This is a genomic window from Gillisia hiemivivida, from assembly GCF_007997295.1.
GTDB classification, from domain to species: domain Bacteria; phylum Bacteroidota; class Bacteroidia; order Flavobacteriales; family Flavobacteriaceae; genus Gillisia; species Gillisia hiemivivida.
In genome coordinates this window covers 408,454-421,880 of record NZ_VORY01000001.1, presented here as the reverse complement: position 1 = coordinate 421,880, position 13,427 = coordinate 408,454, and the positions used below count along the sequence as shown (strand labels likewise).

The window sequence follows — 13,427 nt, the reverse complement described above, 5'->3', positions numbered from 1 at the left end:
AAAATTTTCGAAGCCTTGGAGAAAATTTAGCCGTGGAAGTACGGTTCTAATTATGCGGTAGCATAATTGGAAACACCTACAAAAAAGTGTCCTTTTTTTGGTTCGTTTTTTTGGACACGCAAAAAAATGAACAATCTTAAAAATTAAACAGAACTTTACCGACCAGAGGGAGTGTATTCCAGATTCTTGAAATTACGTCAATGGTAACTAGTTTCAGGGTCTCTTATTTCGGGCAACGAAAAATACGTCAATGGTAGCCTGTCGAAGGATTAATCGAGTTTAAATTGTTCCACATTGCGACAAGCTCAATGTGAAAAACTAAATATGACAAGTTCTTGAATGTCATCCTGAGCTTGTCGAAGGATCTCTAGTAAAATAATTTTGCATTAGAAGAGATTCCTCAATGCTTCGGAATGACATTTATTTAGATAATTTTGATGGAATGCTCAAAATAGTCGGTATCATCTTTAAAAGGACTCCATTGTGTAGAACAGTCTTTGACTTCATTATCCTTCCACCAAAAAGTAAAGCCCCATTGGTCAGTATTTAATCCAAAATGATCACAATACTAATCTTTTACTGCTTTTGGATCTTTAGTTTTAAAGATTATGCCGCCAATACTGTAACTCGTTTTTTCATTGTCTTTATATTCAGAATAAGTGCGCTTTTTAATTTTTGCTATACCCCTACTCCAAATTTATCTATGATCTTATAGGCAATGGTAGAGGCCAATTTTTTATGTGATTCCTCTGTCCAGCCTGCAATATGGGGACTTAACAACACATTTTCGAAAAACATAAGTTCCTTTAGGTCTTCAGGGATTTGATGGTCCTGAAATAAATGCTCGAAGGAATCTTTTTCATATTCTAGAACATCTAAACCAGCTCCTAGAATTTTTCCTTCAATAAGTCCTAAAACGAGATCGGCCGTTACCACACTTTTTCCACGGGCAGTATTAATAAACCAAAAGGGTTTTTTAAACCTATTTATAAAATTGGTAGTTATCATCTTATTGGTTTCTGGTGTCCAAGGAGTGTGTAAGCTCAATACTTCAGCATTATCTTGAAGTTCTTCTAAACTAACTTGAGTAGCATTTTCATCTCCTACTCCCTTTAAAAGATCATAACAAAGCACTTTAACATCAAAACCCCTAAGTTTTTTAGCAAAGGCTTTCCCCATATTCCCATATCCAATAATTCCTACTGTTTTTCCATCTAACTCTATTCCGCGGTTCTCTTCTCTATGCCAATATCCTTGATGCACTTCCCTATTCGCTTTGTTCAATTTATTCAGAAGCGATAACAGCATCCCTAAGGCATGTTCTCCAACGGCATTACTATTTCCTTCTGGTGCCGCAAAAAGCTCAATCCCTCTTTGCTTTGCATACTCCACGTCTATACTTTCCAAACCGGCACCAACTCTCGCAATAAACTTTAAGTTGGGAGCTGAATCTATAAAATCCTTATCAATTTTAAATCTGCTTCTTATTATAATTCCGTCATACAGATGCTGATTAGCAAGTATTTCCTCTTTACAAACATCATAGGCTTCAATATTATGATAGCCTACTTTTTGTAATTCTTTTATCAATAAAGGGTTATTACTATCGGCATGTAGAACAATCATGATTTCTAAATTTTAGGATATGTATTCACCGTTAACTCACTTTCAACATTACCGGTATGTTTTACAGATAGTTTTTCGAAAAGCATCACATGAACTTCTTCATCGTTCTTAGTAAAAGGGCGATGCTCTACTCCTTTGGGAACTACAATTAATTCACCTTCTTTTATCTCTACCGTTTTATCTCTAAACTGTATGTATAAGGTGCCCTTTACAATCTGAAATAATTCATCTTCCTCCTCATGGCTATGCCAGATAAATTCGCCTTTTAGCTTAGCAAGAAGAACTTGCATGTCATCTACCACCGCAATTTGATGAGGATTCCAATTTTTACTGAATTTTTCAAATTTTGATTGAATGTTAATGCTTTCCATAGAAATAAATATACAGGTAAGGTGAAAAAGAAAACGTTCTGGTGGGAGGGATTGAAAATTGCTTCTACTAAGTTAGAAACCTAAAATGAGTTTTGCAATACTAAAATATATTAATATTCCACAAATATCATTACTGGTGGTAATAAATGGACCCGTTGCCATTGCTGGATCTATGCCTTGTTTGTCTAAAATAATAGGAACGAATGTTCCTATTAGAGATGCAATTACTATTACAGAGATCAAGGAAATTCCAATTGTTAATCCAAAATTAAGATCGAATCCCAAAAGGAAAATGCCTCCTACAATTAGCAAAATTGCAAGAACTACCCCATTAAAAAGACTTAAAACGATCTCTTTTAAAAGCCTTTTAATTAAAGATCCCTTTAAGCTTTTATTTGCTAAACCTTGTAAAACGATTGCTGAAGATTGTACGCCAACATTCCCTGCCATCGCAGCAATTAGAGGTACAAAAAAGAAAAGTGCTGCATGTTCCTTCATCGCAGCATCAAATGTTCCTAGAACAGATACACTTATAAAGCCTCCAAAAAGAGCTAAAATAAGCCATGGAAGTCGAGCTCTGGTAAGCAACCAGATACTATCATCTGCCTCTACATCTTCAGAAATACCCGCTGCCATCTGATAATCTTTCTCCGCTTCATCTTTCACAAAATCCAAAATATCATCAATGGTAATTCGGCCTACGAGTCTTCCCATTTCATCTACCACAGGGATTGCTTCTAAATCGTATTTCTGCATGATCCTAGCCACTTCCTCTCCGGGTGTATGCACATTTACATAATCTACCTGCGGGATGTATACATCGCTTATATGTGCCTCACTTGGGGCAGTAAGAAGATCTTTTAAGGATAACCTCCCTTTTAATTTGTTTTTATCGTCCACTACATAAATAGAGTGAACTCTAGTAACATTCTCTGCCTGATTTCGCATTTCGCTCATGCAACCGGTAACGTTCCAGTTTTCATTTACTTTAACCAATTCTTTCGCCATAAGACCACCGGCAGAATCTTCATCATATCGAAGTAATTCCACGATATTATCTGCATGCTCTTCATCTAAGATCTGGGCAATAACCTTTTGTTGTCGCTCTTCAGAAAGTTCTGAAATAATATCCGCGGCATCATCGGTATCCATTTCTTCCAGCTCCTCTGCAATTTCTTTTGGAGACAAACTGTCTAAAATACGCTCCCTAACCCCTTCTTCCAGCTCCATTAAAGCTTCAGAAGTTTTTTCGCTATCCAGTAATTTTACAATATAAGTAGCCTCCTCAATATCTATTTCCGAAAGAATCTCGGCGATATCTGCAGGGTGAACTTCTTCTAAATGCAACAGCAGTTCCGCATCGTTCTTTTGCTCGATGAGGTATTCAATCTTTTCAATTAATTCTTCGGTTAATTCAAATTGCATCCTGCTGAATTTTTTCTGTAAGTTCTATAAAATCTTGTACACTTAGCTGCTCTGGTCGTTGTCCAAAGATAGCATCTTCCCTTAAATTATCCGATAAATCAAGGGTTTTTAGACTATTCCTTAAGGTTTTCCTTCGTTGCTGAAAAGCTGTTTTTACTACTCTGAATAATAATGCTTCGTCACATGACAGAGTGAAATTTTCTTTTCGTGTCAATCGTATCACTCCACTTTCCACCTTAGGCGGCGGATTAAAAACCGTTGGTGGCACGGTAAACAAATATTCTACATCAAAGAACGCTTGAGCCAAAACAGAAAGAATTCCGTAGGTTTTATTACCATGGGGCGCTGCAATTCGCATGGCCACTTCTTTTTGGAACATACCCGAAAACTCCGGGATAAGCTCCCTATTCTCTAGGGTTTTGAAAACGATTTGAGTAGAAATATTATAAGGAAAATTACCGATGATCGCATAAGGTTCTTTCTCAAAAATCTGGGTGATATCAGTCTTTAGAAAATCCTTCTCAAGGATCTTACCTTCCAATTGGGGGTAATTTTCACCCAAATAAGCCACACTATCCCTATCTATTTCTATAACGTGAAGATCCACGTCTTTTTTAAGTAAATATTTGGTGAGGACGCCCATTCCCGGACCAATTTCCAGAACATTCTTATATCCCTCATACCCTAAAGTATCAGCAATTTTACTTGCTATTCCCTCGTCGGTAAGAAAGTGTTGCCCTAAGTGCTTTTTTGCTCTAACATCGCCATCTGAACTAAAAGCAGCTTTCCCGGGAGCGTATTTACTTTGCTTAAATTTATTATCCTTTGAATTGAAAGGATTCTTCTTATTCTTTTTCATGCAGGGGTTTTTTACTGCTAACTATAATTTGAAAGTACGGCTTATTGCTCACTTACAATTTCCATCTCGGTTCTAAATGCTACGAATTTGCCTTCATAAGGTTTAGATTTTGCTCTTAATGTAGGAGCATCCTCTTGAAGATATTTTTGCAACATCTCTTTATTCTCAGTGGTATATTGAACAGAATAGGTGATTCCGCCCATTTCTTCCTTTACCATCACTCTACTCATCAATGCTTTTTTAAACTTTCCTGTATTCAACATCTCAGGAATATGCTCGGTTTTCATCCAGTTAAGCCATTCTTCATGGATCTCTTCCTGAACGTTTATAGTTACGTTATATATGTACATTTTATAAAATTTATAATTACAATTAGTATTGTCCGGTTCGAGACAAAAGATCGCTGCGCTGAAAGAAACAAGACTTGAGACTTGAAATTAACTTATTCATTGACAGCAAAAAAATAATCTTCGACAAGCTCGAACTGACATAACTTTATCTAAACTTTGGCTTCGCGCAAATGAACAAAAATATTAAACCAGTTAAATTTTAATACTCATCTGTCAAACTGAGCGTGTCGAAGTTTGCTTTCAACACTAAATTAGTCTTCGACAAGCTCAGACTGACATCATTTTTATGCGAAACTTTGGCTTCGCTACCATTGACATATTTTCAAAGCTACTCCGAATAATAGACCCTGAAACTCCCGAAGAATCGGGACAGGGTGACGATACTGGTTTTAACTTCTGTCATGCTGAACTCGTTTCAGCATCTTTCATACGTCAATTTACTCCGCTAGATAATTTTTTTAGCATGGATCTCAGGGAGATAAAATAATATTCTTTTCTTTTATTACTCCAATTCATCGCCCCTTAAGAAACGATATTTTTTACGAGCATCTACAAAATAGATACTATCTGGAAAATTAAATATGATCTGTTCGTAATATTGTTTCGCTTTTTCGGGGTTTTCTAACTGATCATCATATAATTCTGCCAACAAAAAAGTAGCGTTATCTGCCAAAATATCTTTCCCGTAAAACTCCAAGATCTTCAGATAATTTTCTTCAGCCTTTTGCCAGTTTTCAGAAAGTTTAAACAATTCTGCTTGTTTTAGCAAAGTTTCATCTTCAATTTTTTCGCCTTTATGATTCTTCAAAATATCATCTAACACGGCAATAGCTGTCTCGGTTTTATTCTGAAAAGCTAATAAATCGGCCTTTGCATATAACTTTAGAGCAGTTTGGGTGGAATCTTCCAAGCTGTTTTCTTTAATTAAAAGACTCAACTCCATAGCATCATTTGCTATTAATTGAGTGGTAGAAGCTTTTAATACATTTAGCTGTGTAAGCGCCCATTCGAAATCTCCTTTAAAATAACTGGTTTTAGCCACTTTGAACCGAGCATTTTGGGCAATCTCATTATTCTTCACTAAAGTCTGAATCTGCGAGTAATAGATAAGCGCCTGATTGAATTTTTGATCCAACACCAAAATATCTGCCAAGGTCATTTTTATGGCAGCTTGTTGAAAATTATTTAATGGACTCTCAGAAAACGTATTCAATAATTGTTTAGCTTCTTCAATTTCAGTCATTTTAAAAGCTAGAAAATTGGCATAATCTATTTGAATAGCCATCGTTTCCAATCCAGTTCCAAACTCGGAAAGCACCTTTTCAAAATCTTTTTTAACACCTGTAAAATCTGAAGCTTTTGCAGTGCTCAACTTCATATCCAGTAATAATTGATTCGCTTGAATAAGTATGTTTGGCGAGGTAGTTTCAGCAATAATAAATGAAACTATTTCCTTTGCTGTTTCAATATCACCTTCAGACTTAGCCAATACCGTAAGTTGAATAATACGTTGTAGATCTTTATCGCTTCTTCTAAAAATTGCTTTTTCCTGAAGAAAAGCTTTGTCAAAATCTTTCTGCTGAATAAAAAGCCAAGACAATAATTCGCTATAAGTAAGCTCCTGAGTTTTTTGAATCTTTTGAAGCAACTGTTCTCTAAGAGCGATATTTGCCAAATTGGAAGCATCTTCCAAGATATAGCGATCAAATTCCCGCATGAGATTAATAGCCATCTCAGGCTGCTTAGTAATTAGCTCTAAATAGGCGGCAAACATCTCGTCTAATTTTCCTTGCTCGCCATAAATTCTGGCAAGTGGCAGGTCAAAATTCATTTCAGGATTTAGCTGCATTCCCAAAACATAGGCTTGCTCTGCATAATCCAATAAACTATATTTTTCGAAATTACGGGCGATCGAATAAGCGTAATTCGCTTTTTCATTTAATGCACTCAGAGCTTCTGAATAGTGCTTTTTAGCTAATTCCATTTTGTTTTGAAGCTCGTAATTGTGACCTAATTCAATTAAAATACTTGGATTGTTATTGGTGTTTTTCAGTCTTTCCTGTAATAAACTTTCTGCCATTGTAAAATCCTCTAACTGTTGGTAAGAGGTAACCAATCCCATAAAATAATTAGAATTTCCGGGAGCTTCTTTTACCAGGTTTTGATAGACACTAAGAGCTTTGGAATACTCCCCTTGATCCAGATATTTTTGCGCCAATTGATCTGACTGGCAAAAAACGCTCTGAATACCTATAATGAATAAGGCTATATAAAGAAAACACCGCATTTTGTAAAGATAACAAAATGCGGTGTTTGGAATTAACTATATAAGATTAAAAGCAAGCACTGCTTGCCTTTTTTAAATTTTAATTCTCAATTTATATAACGCCTGAATTACAAAGGAACCCCCGCTTGTCATTCTGAAAAAAACGCAGTGGATTGAAGAATCTCAAAGGAGCAAGACGTAGGATAGAAGTTTGCAAGAGATTCCTCCTAACGTCGGAATGACAAAAGGTTAAACTTGTCATCCTGACGAAGGAAGGATCTCAAAGAGTTACAATCTTCACTTTTGAGAGATTCCTCCTTCGTCGGAATGACAAAGTAAACTAATCGATCATTTTAAATCCTGTATACTTCACCAATACTTCCGGTACTTTAATCCCTTCCGGAGTTTGATAATTTTCAAGGATTCCGGCCAGTACTCTTGGTAATGCCAAAGCACTTCCATTTAAAGTATGCACCAGTTCCTTTTTACCGTCTTTATCCTTGTACCTTAACTTCAATCTATTGGCTTGAAAAGTCTCGAAGTTAGAAACAGAACTTATTTCTAACCAACGATCCTGAGCAGTAGAAAACACCTCAAAGTCGTAAGTAACTGCAGCTGTAAATCCAAGATCTCCACCACACAGTCTTAAAATTCTGTATGGCAACTTTAAATCTTGCAATAGATCTTTAATATGATCTACCATTCCATCTAATGCCGCATAAGAATTCTCAGGCTTTTCGATGCGTACAATTTCCACTTTATCAAATTGATGCAGCCTGTTCAAACCTCGAACATGTGCTCCATAAGATCCAGCCTCTCTTCTAAAACAAGGGGTGTGGCCAGTACAAGAAATAGGCAGATCTGCTTCAGTAAGCATTCTATCTCTAAAAAGATTGGTCATTGGCACCTCTGCAGTAGGAATTAAATAAAGATCATCTTCAGTAACATGATACATCTGCCCTTCTTTATCTGGTAATTGTCCAGTTCCAAATCCTGAAGCTTCATTTACCAATAATGGTAATTGAAATTCAGTATAACCAGCATCTACAGCTTTATCTAGAAAATATGTGATCAAGGCTCGCTGTAACCTTGCTCCTTTACCTTTATAAACAGGAAATCCTGCACCCGTAATTTTATTGCCTAACTCAAAATCTATAATATCATATTTCTTCGCCAATTCCCAGTGAGGCAAAGAACCTTCCGCCAATACAGGAATATCTCCTTCATTAAAGATCTCTTCATTGTCATCTTCGGTAGTTCCTGCAGGAACCAGATCGTTGGGAATATTGGGTACTGTATAAAGCAGTTGCTCTAATTTGGCCAGCGTTTCATTAAAACTATCTGAAAGCTCTTTAGACTTATCTTTTAATTGAGAAGTTTTCTCTTTTAAAATATTCGCTTTTTGCTGCTCACCAGATTTAAACAACATTCCAATTTCCTTGGAAAGCTGATTGGATTCGGCCAAAGTTTCATCTAATTGCGTTTGTGTGGAGCGGCGGGATTCATCTAATGTTAAGATCTCTTCAAAGACATCTTCAGCATTAAAATTTCTCTTTTTAAGGGCTTGGATATACCCCTCTTTATGCGCTCTAATATTGCTAACTTGTAACATAAGGCCAACTAATTTTTAATAAGCAGCAAATGTAACAAAAGCAAGTAAAAATATCAGTCTAATTTAGAAGGTAAAATCCAGTCGTGGTGCTTAAAGTGATGCCACTTCTCATTTGCAAGATCCACCTTAGGATCTATGAATTGTTGATAGGGTCTTCCATTTACACTTACTTTAGAGTCTACAAAAATCTGCACGTCTTGACCTTTCTTGGCATACTCACGTTTTAAACGCTGTGAAAATTGCCAGATCATGTCTGGCTTAGAGCTTATAGCTCTTAATTGTTTGTTGGATAAAAATTTCGTTTTATCTATATACTCCACTTTTTTAGTGTCTTTATCTACCACCCTAAAAGCACTTCTCCCGCTTTTACTACGCAACATCATTCTCCAAGAAAGACGGTGCCCCTCCTCTGTCCATAATACATCATCTTCATAAAACCAATGTCTTAATGGCAATCCTAACTGAAAAATAAACCAAATAGAGATCACTGCTAAAAAGGCATTTCTATATTTCGGAATAATGATTTCCTTCTCATCATAATATTTCTTTTTCCCTCTTAGAAACCATTTGTTTATTTTTTCTGAAGGGAAAAAGAACAAGATCAATGCGAGCGAGAGATATGGGAAGATCCCAATATGAAAAATAAAACTATTAAATAAGTGGAAGAAAATGGCTGCAATAAATACTGGAACTCTGGTTTTTTTATAGAGTAATAGTGGAATTATTAAAAGATCGAATAAAAACCCAAACCAAGAAATACTCATGTGTGCCCATCCCTGCTGAAGCAAATCTCCTATGAGCCAATAATCTGCTTTAGAACTCATCAAGAGCCTTGGAAACTCACCATTAAACCAATCTGGATATAATTTTGCTACCGATGCGTAGGTGTAAACGATCCACATTTGAAATACAATAAAAAGCCAAACCCAACGAGGCATTGAGATTTCCCGAAGCGATGCATTTCTCCATGCATCTATAGAAGCATTTTTATGTGCCGGCAAAAAGAACATGATCCCACATAAGAGCATCAATAAATAATAATGATTGTTATAAGAGGATTTTTGCATCAGGTAGACCGATGCCCACATGATGGTATAACAAAATATACTGAATCTATATTTGTAACCTACCATAACCAATAAGCCGAACAAGCCCATCACTCCATAGTAGTATAGCATCCCATTTCCGGGAAGCGGTTGTAAAAATTCGAAACCAATAAAATTGAAAGTTTCCTGCGGCTCTATAAGTGTACGTTTTATCCAACCTGTAGCAATACTCCCAAAAGCTTCTAATGCTATTAACAGCCCAAAAAATACACGGAAAACTACCAATGCAGAATTATCTATCCGGGTAAAGAGGAACCTATTCAGCATAGTTGTCTTTGATAAACTGCGAACTAAAAGCTTCATCTTGTTTCATCGCTCTTTTTAAAGATTCTATAGAATCGAAACTCTTTTCATCTCGAATTCTGGTAAGCAACTCGATTTCCAACTTTTGTCCGTAAAGATCCTTATCCAACATAAAAAAATAGGTCTCTATAGTTTGCTCTGTGCCACCCACTGTAGGATTGGTTCCAATATTCATCATTCCAAAATATGGAATTTCATCTATTACTGCACGTGCTATATAAACCCCGTTTTTCGGAATCAATTTATAATTTTCTTCAATTTTTAAATTAGCCGTCGGGTATCCAAAATCTTTTCCCAGTCCTTTTCCTTTTACCACAATTCCTGTTAGCATAAAGGGTTGTTTAAGATAGCGATTCGCTTGTTCTACATTCCCTTCCATCAGGGATTTTCTGATTTTTGTAGAACTTACTGCGACATCTTCTATCTCTTGTTTACCAATTTCCTCTACCTCAAAGTCATATTCCTTCCCAAATTCCTTTAAGGTATTGATATCTGCAGTTCTATTTCTTCCAAATCTATGATCATAGCCAATAATGATCTTTTTGGCATTCAGTTTATTTACAAGAATATCGCGTACAAATTCTTGTGCTGTAAGTCTGGAAAATTGATGGGTGAACGGATGAATAATAAGATGATCTATCCCAGAATCGGAAAGAAGCTTTTTACGCTCGTCTATGGTATTGATGAGTTTAATATCGCTTTCCTTTTGCAATACCATCCTTGGATGTGGAAAGAAGGTAAGAATCGCCGATTCCATATTGCTGATCTTCGCTGTATTTACCAGCTTTTCTATAATCTTTTGATGGCCAGCATGCACCCCATCGAAAGTGCCAATGGTTATTACCGTTGGGTATTCACTTTTAAAAGTATATGCTCCTAGATGTTCTTTCAAGTGACTTTTTATTTACCGTTAAAAGTATTCATTGTGATATTTATTCCTGCAGTTGCAAAGGATTTTATAAGTTCAGCAGCTTTTTCTAAGCGTTCGGGAAGATTTTTTTCTTCTTCTGAAGACCAATCTCCCAAAACATAATCTACCTGACGCCCTTTAGAAAACTCATCGCTTATCCCAAACCTAAATCTATTATAAGTAGTTGTGTTTAGCTGAAGTTGAATATCCTTTAATCCATTATGTCCGCCATCACTTCCTTTGGTCTTAACCCGAATAGCTCCAAAATTAAGATTAAGATCATCTGTTACTACCAGCAAATTCTCCAAAGGGATTTTTTCCTTGGTAAGCCAATAGTTTACCGCTTTCCCACTAAGATTCATATAAGTGCTAGGTTTTAGTAGAATAAAGGTTCTCCCCTTAAATCTGAAGCTTGCAATATCTCCAAGCTTATCGGTTGCAAAGGAAACCCCCTCTTTTTCGGCTAAGTAATCTACCACTTTAAAACCAATATTATGTCTGGTATTGTGGTACTTGGGACCTATATTTCCAAGCCCAGCAATCAAAAATTTCTTCATAGGGTCTACTTGTTCCTCTGATGGTTTTTTGCTAAATATTCTTCCGAAGAATGCCAACATGGAATTTGTTTTGGTAAATATAAAATTAATAATATTCTTAGCCTTACCAATTTTAGATGACACTTTTAATAGCATCAGAAATAATATAACGCGTATAAAACTATTTATAAATAAAAAAGCATTCCGAATCCCGAAATAATCGGAATAGGAATGCTTTTAAATTTTGTGCTATATATGAAAGATTACTCTTTTACAGCAGCAGCATCATCTACCTGAGTAGATTCTACCTCATCTGCAGCAACTTCATCTTCTTCCTCATCAAGTTCAGCAGTAATATTACGAGATGTCTTAACTTGACAAACCACAGTATTTTCTGGATGTTGAATTATAAAATTATCACTTGCTAAAGCAGTTACATACAATTTGTTTCCAATCTTAAGAGGGGTCACATTGGCTTCAACAAAATCCGGAAGATTTCCTGGAAGACCTTTTACTCTTAAACGACGCAAGTTGTAACGTAAAACCCCACCATTTTTAACTCCACGTGGCACACCTTTAGTGTGTACAGGAATTTGCATAGTGATTTCCTTGTCGTCAAATATTTGATAGAAATCCATGTGTAGGATAGCATCGGTTACTGGGTGAAATTGGATGTCCTGAAGAACAGCGTCAATTTTCTCTCCACCTTCCAAAGTAATTATCACTGTATGCACATCTGCTGTGTATACAAGGGGTTTGAAGGCAGTTTCATCTGCTGAAAAATGTAATGGTTCGCCTCCTCCGTATACTACGCAAGGTACCTGTCCAGCATTACGTAAGGCTTTAGTTTCTTTCTTGCCTACGCTTTCTCTTTTAGATCCGTTGATCGTGATTGATTTCATTATAAAAAATTTTAGTGTGCAAAGGTGCGACTTTTTTCGGTAGTATAAAATACTGAAATGGAAATAATTAAACGTCTTTTGCTTTATTAAGTGTTTTAGCTAAAAATAAGATTACATTATAAATTTAGAGCTGATAGATTTATTGTTGTGTACGCGAGACATAACATCAGCAAAAAGATCAGCACAGCTTACTACTCTAATTTTATCGCATTTTTGTTTTAAAGGGATAGAATCGGTTACAATTAACTCCAATAGTTGTGAGTTTTCAATTCTCTTATATGCATCTCCGGAAAGTACCGGATGTGTACAAATAGCTCTTACACTAATAGCGCCTTTTGCCATCATTACATCTGCTGCTTTGGTAAGTGTACCAGCAGTATCTACCATATCATCTACCAAAACCACATTCTTACCAGTTACGTCGCCAATAAGTTCCATATGGGATATTACATTGGCTTTAGCACGTTGTTTATAACAAATCACCACATCGCTTTCCATAGCTTTAGAATAGGCATAGGCTCTTTTGGAACCACCCATGTCTGGAGAAGCTATAGTTAGATTATCTAAATTTAAACTCCTTAAATAAGGCAAGAAAACTGTAGAAGCAAATAAATGATCTACTGGTTTTTCAAAGAATCCCTGAATTTGATCTGCGTGAAGATCCATTGTTATAATCCTAGTGGCTCCGGCAGTCTCTAGGATACTCGCTACCATTTTTGCAGCAATAGGAACTCTAGGTTTATCTTTTCTATCCTGTCTAGCCCATCCAAAATAAGGCATCACCGCTGTAATATGTCTTGCTGAAGCTCTTTTTGCTGCATCCAACATCAATAACATTTCCATAAGGTGATCTGCTCCAGGATGTGTTGAGCCAATAATGAACACACGAGAACCCCTAACAGATTCTTCGAAAGAAGGCTGAAACTCTCCATCGCTATAAGTACTGGTTATAACTTTTCCCAGTGGTGCTCCGTAGGCTGCAGCTATTTTTTCTGCAAGTTCTCTACTTTGGGTGCAATTAAAAATTTTTGCTTCGGGAATTAAATTTGGCATTTCGTGGTATGTTTTTAAGTTGAAAACTGTGGTTTTTGTTGTGTGCCCCAAATTTAGAAATTTATTCCCTGCTAAGCTTAAACTAGTTCATAGAATGTTCTTAAAATT

12 protein-coding genes are annotated in these 13,427 nt (G+C 36.2%); all 12 read right to left on the bottom strand.

From position 1 onward, the window contains the following. Positions 1-678 precede the first annotated feature (678 nt). Complete coding sequence (locus ES724_RS01825) at positions 679-1,626, bottom strand: NAD(P)-dependent oxidoreductase (protein WP_146928743.1); 948 nt, start codon at positions 1,624-1,626, stop codon at positions 679-681. 5 nt (positions 1,627-1,631) lie between these two features. Then, complete coding sequence (locus ES724_RS01820; RefSeq protein ID WP_146928740.1) at positions 1,632-1,997, bottom strand: cupin domain-containing protein; 366 nt, start codon at positions 1,995-1,997, stop codon at positions 1,632-1,634. A 72-nt stretch (positions 1,998-2,069) separates the two neighbouring features. Further along, positions 2,070-3,422: a magnesium transporter gene (gene mgtE, locus ES724_RS01815; protein WP_146928737.1), complete on the bottom strand. Its 1,353-nt coding sequence runs from the start codon at positions 3,420-3,422 to the stop codon at positions 2,070-2,072. Continuing rightward, on the bottom strand, positions 3,412-4,281 hold the full coding sequence (gene rsmA, locus ES724_RS01810; RefSeq protein ID WP_146928734.1) for a 16S rRNA (adenine(1518)-N(6)/adenine(1519)-N(6))-dimethyltransferase RsmA: 870 nt from the start codon (positions 4,279-4,281) through the stop codon (positions 3,412-3,414). Before rsmA ends, mgtE begins: the two co-directional genes overlap by 11 nt. A 41-nt stretch (positions 4,282-4,322) precedes the next feature. Further along, entirely contained in the window at positions 4,323-4,631 is a 309-nt protein-coding gene (locus tag ES724_RS01805; protein ID WP_146928731.1) for a DUF4286 family protein, read from the bottom strand. A gap of 502 nt (positions 4,632-5,133) precedes the next feature. Beyond that, entirely contained in the window at positions 5,134-6,918 is a 1,785-nt protein-coding gene (locus ES724_RS01800) for a tetratricopeptide repeat protein (RefSeq protein WP_146928728.1), read from the bottom strand. Between the two features lie 319 nt (positions 6,919-7,237). Further along, positions 7,238-8,509: a serine--tRNA ligase gene (serS, locus tag ES724_RS01795; RefSeq protein ID WP_146928725.1), complete on the bottom strand. Its 1,272-nt coding sequence runs from the start codon at positions 8,507-8,509 to the stop codon at positions 7,238-7,240. A gap of 53 nt (positions 8,510-8,562) precedes the next feature. Further along, a complete protein-coding gene (locus tag ES724_RS01790) occupies positions 8,563-9,882 on the bottom strand; it encodes an HTTM domain-containing protein (protein ID WP_146928722.1) in 1,320 nt (439 codons plus the stop codon). Next, positions 9,872-10,810 carry a bifunctional riboflavin kinase/FAD synthetase gene (locus ES724_RS01785; protein WP_146928719.1) on the bottom strand — a complete coding sequence of 313 codons (939 nt, stop codon included), beginning with the start codon at positions 10,808-10,810 and terminating at the stop codon, positions 9,872-9,874. The genes ES724_RS01790 and ES724_RS01785 overlap by 11 nt, the downstream gene beginning before the upstream one ends. Positions 10,811-10,818: 8 nt before the next feature. After that, positions 10,819-11,445 (bottom strand): aminoacyl-tRNA hydrolase, encoded by a 627-nt coding sequence (pth, locus tag ES724_RS01780; RefSeq protein ID WP_146928987.1) that lies wholly within the window; start codon positions 11,443-11,445, stop codon positions 10,819-10,821. 182 nt (positions 11,446-11,627) lie between these two features. Beyond that, positions 11,628-12,266: a 50S ribosomal protein L25/general stress protein Ctc gene (locus ES724_RS01775; protein WP_146928716.1), complete on the bottom strand. Its 639-nt coding sequence runs from the start codon at positions 12,264-12,266 to the stop codon at positions 11,628-11,630. Positions 12,267-12,377: 111 nt separating this feature from the next. Then, positions 12,378-13,319, bottom strand: coding sequence for a ribose-phosphate pyrophosphokinase (locus ES724_RS01770; RefSeq protein ID WP_146928713.1), 942 nt, complete (start codon positions 13,317-13,319; stop codon positions 12,378-12,380). Positions 13,320-13,427 lie beyond the last annotated feature (108 nt).

What these genes read in the sequence shown, in the direction of transcription:
- ES724_RS01825 (WP_146928743.1), bottom strand. Translation starts at nt 1,626, where the DNA reads ATGATTGTTCTACATGCCGATAGTAATAACCCTTTATTGATAAAAGAA.
- ES724_RS01820 (WP_146928740.1), bottom strand. Translation starts at nt 1,997, where the DNA reads ATGGAAAGCATTAACATTCAATCAAAATTTGAAAAATTCAGTAAAAAT.
- mgtE (WP_146928737.1), bottom strand. Translation starts at nt 3,422, where the DNA reads ATGCAATTTGAATTAACCGAAGAATTAATTGAAAAGATTGAATACCTC.
- rsmA (WP_146928734.1), bottom strand. Translation starts at nt 4,281, where the DNA reads ATGAAAAAGAATAAGAAGAATCCTTTCAATTCAAAGGATAATAAATTT.
- ES724_RS01805 (WP_146928731.1), bottom strand. Translation starts at nt 4,631, where the DNA reads ATGTACATATATAACGTAACTATAAACGTTCAGGAAGAGATCCATGAA.
- ES724_RS01800 (WP_146928728.1), bottom strand. Translation starts at nt 6,918, where the DNA reads ATGCGGTGTTTTCTTTATATAGCCTTATTCATTATAGGTATTCAGAGC.
- serS (WP_146928725.1), bottom strand. Translation starts at nt 8,509, where the DNA reads ATGTTACAAGTTAGCAATATTAGAGCGCATAAAGAGGGGTATATCCAA.
- ES724_RS01790 (WP_146928722.1), bottom strand. Translation starts at nt 9,882, where the DNA reads ATGCTGAATAGGTTCCTCTTTACCCGGATAGATAATTCTGCATTGGTA.
- pth (WP_146928987.1), bottom strand. Translation starts at nt 11,445, where the DNA reads ATGTTGGCATTCTTCGGAAGAATATTTAGCAAAAAACCATCAGAGGAA.
- ES724_RS01775 (WP_146928716.1), bottom strand. Translation starts at nt 12,266, where the DNA reads ATGAAATCAATCACGATCAACGGATCTAAAAGAGAAAGCGTAGGCAAG.
- ES724_RS01770 (WP_146928713.1), bottom strand. Translation starts at nt 13,319, where the DNA reads ATGCCAAATTTAATTCCCGAAGCAAAAATTTTTAATTGCACCCAAAGT.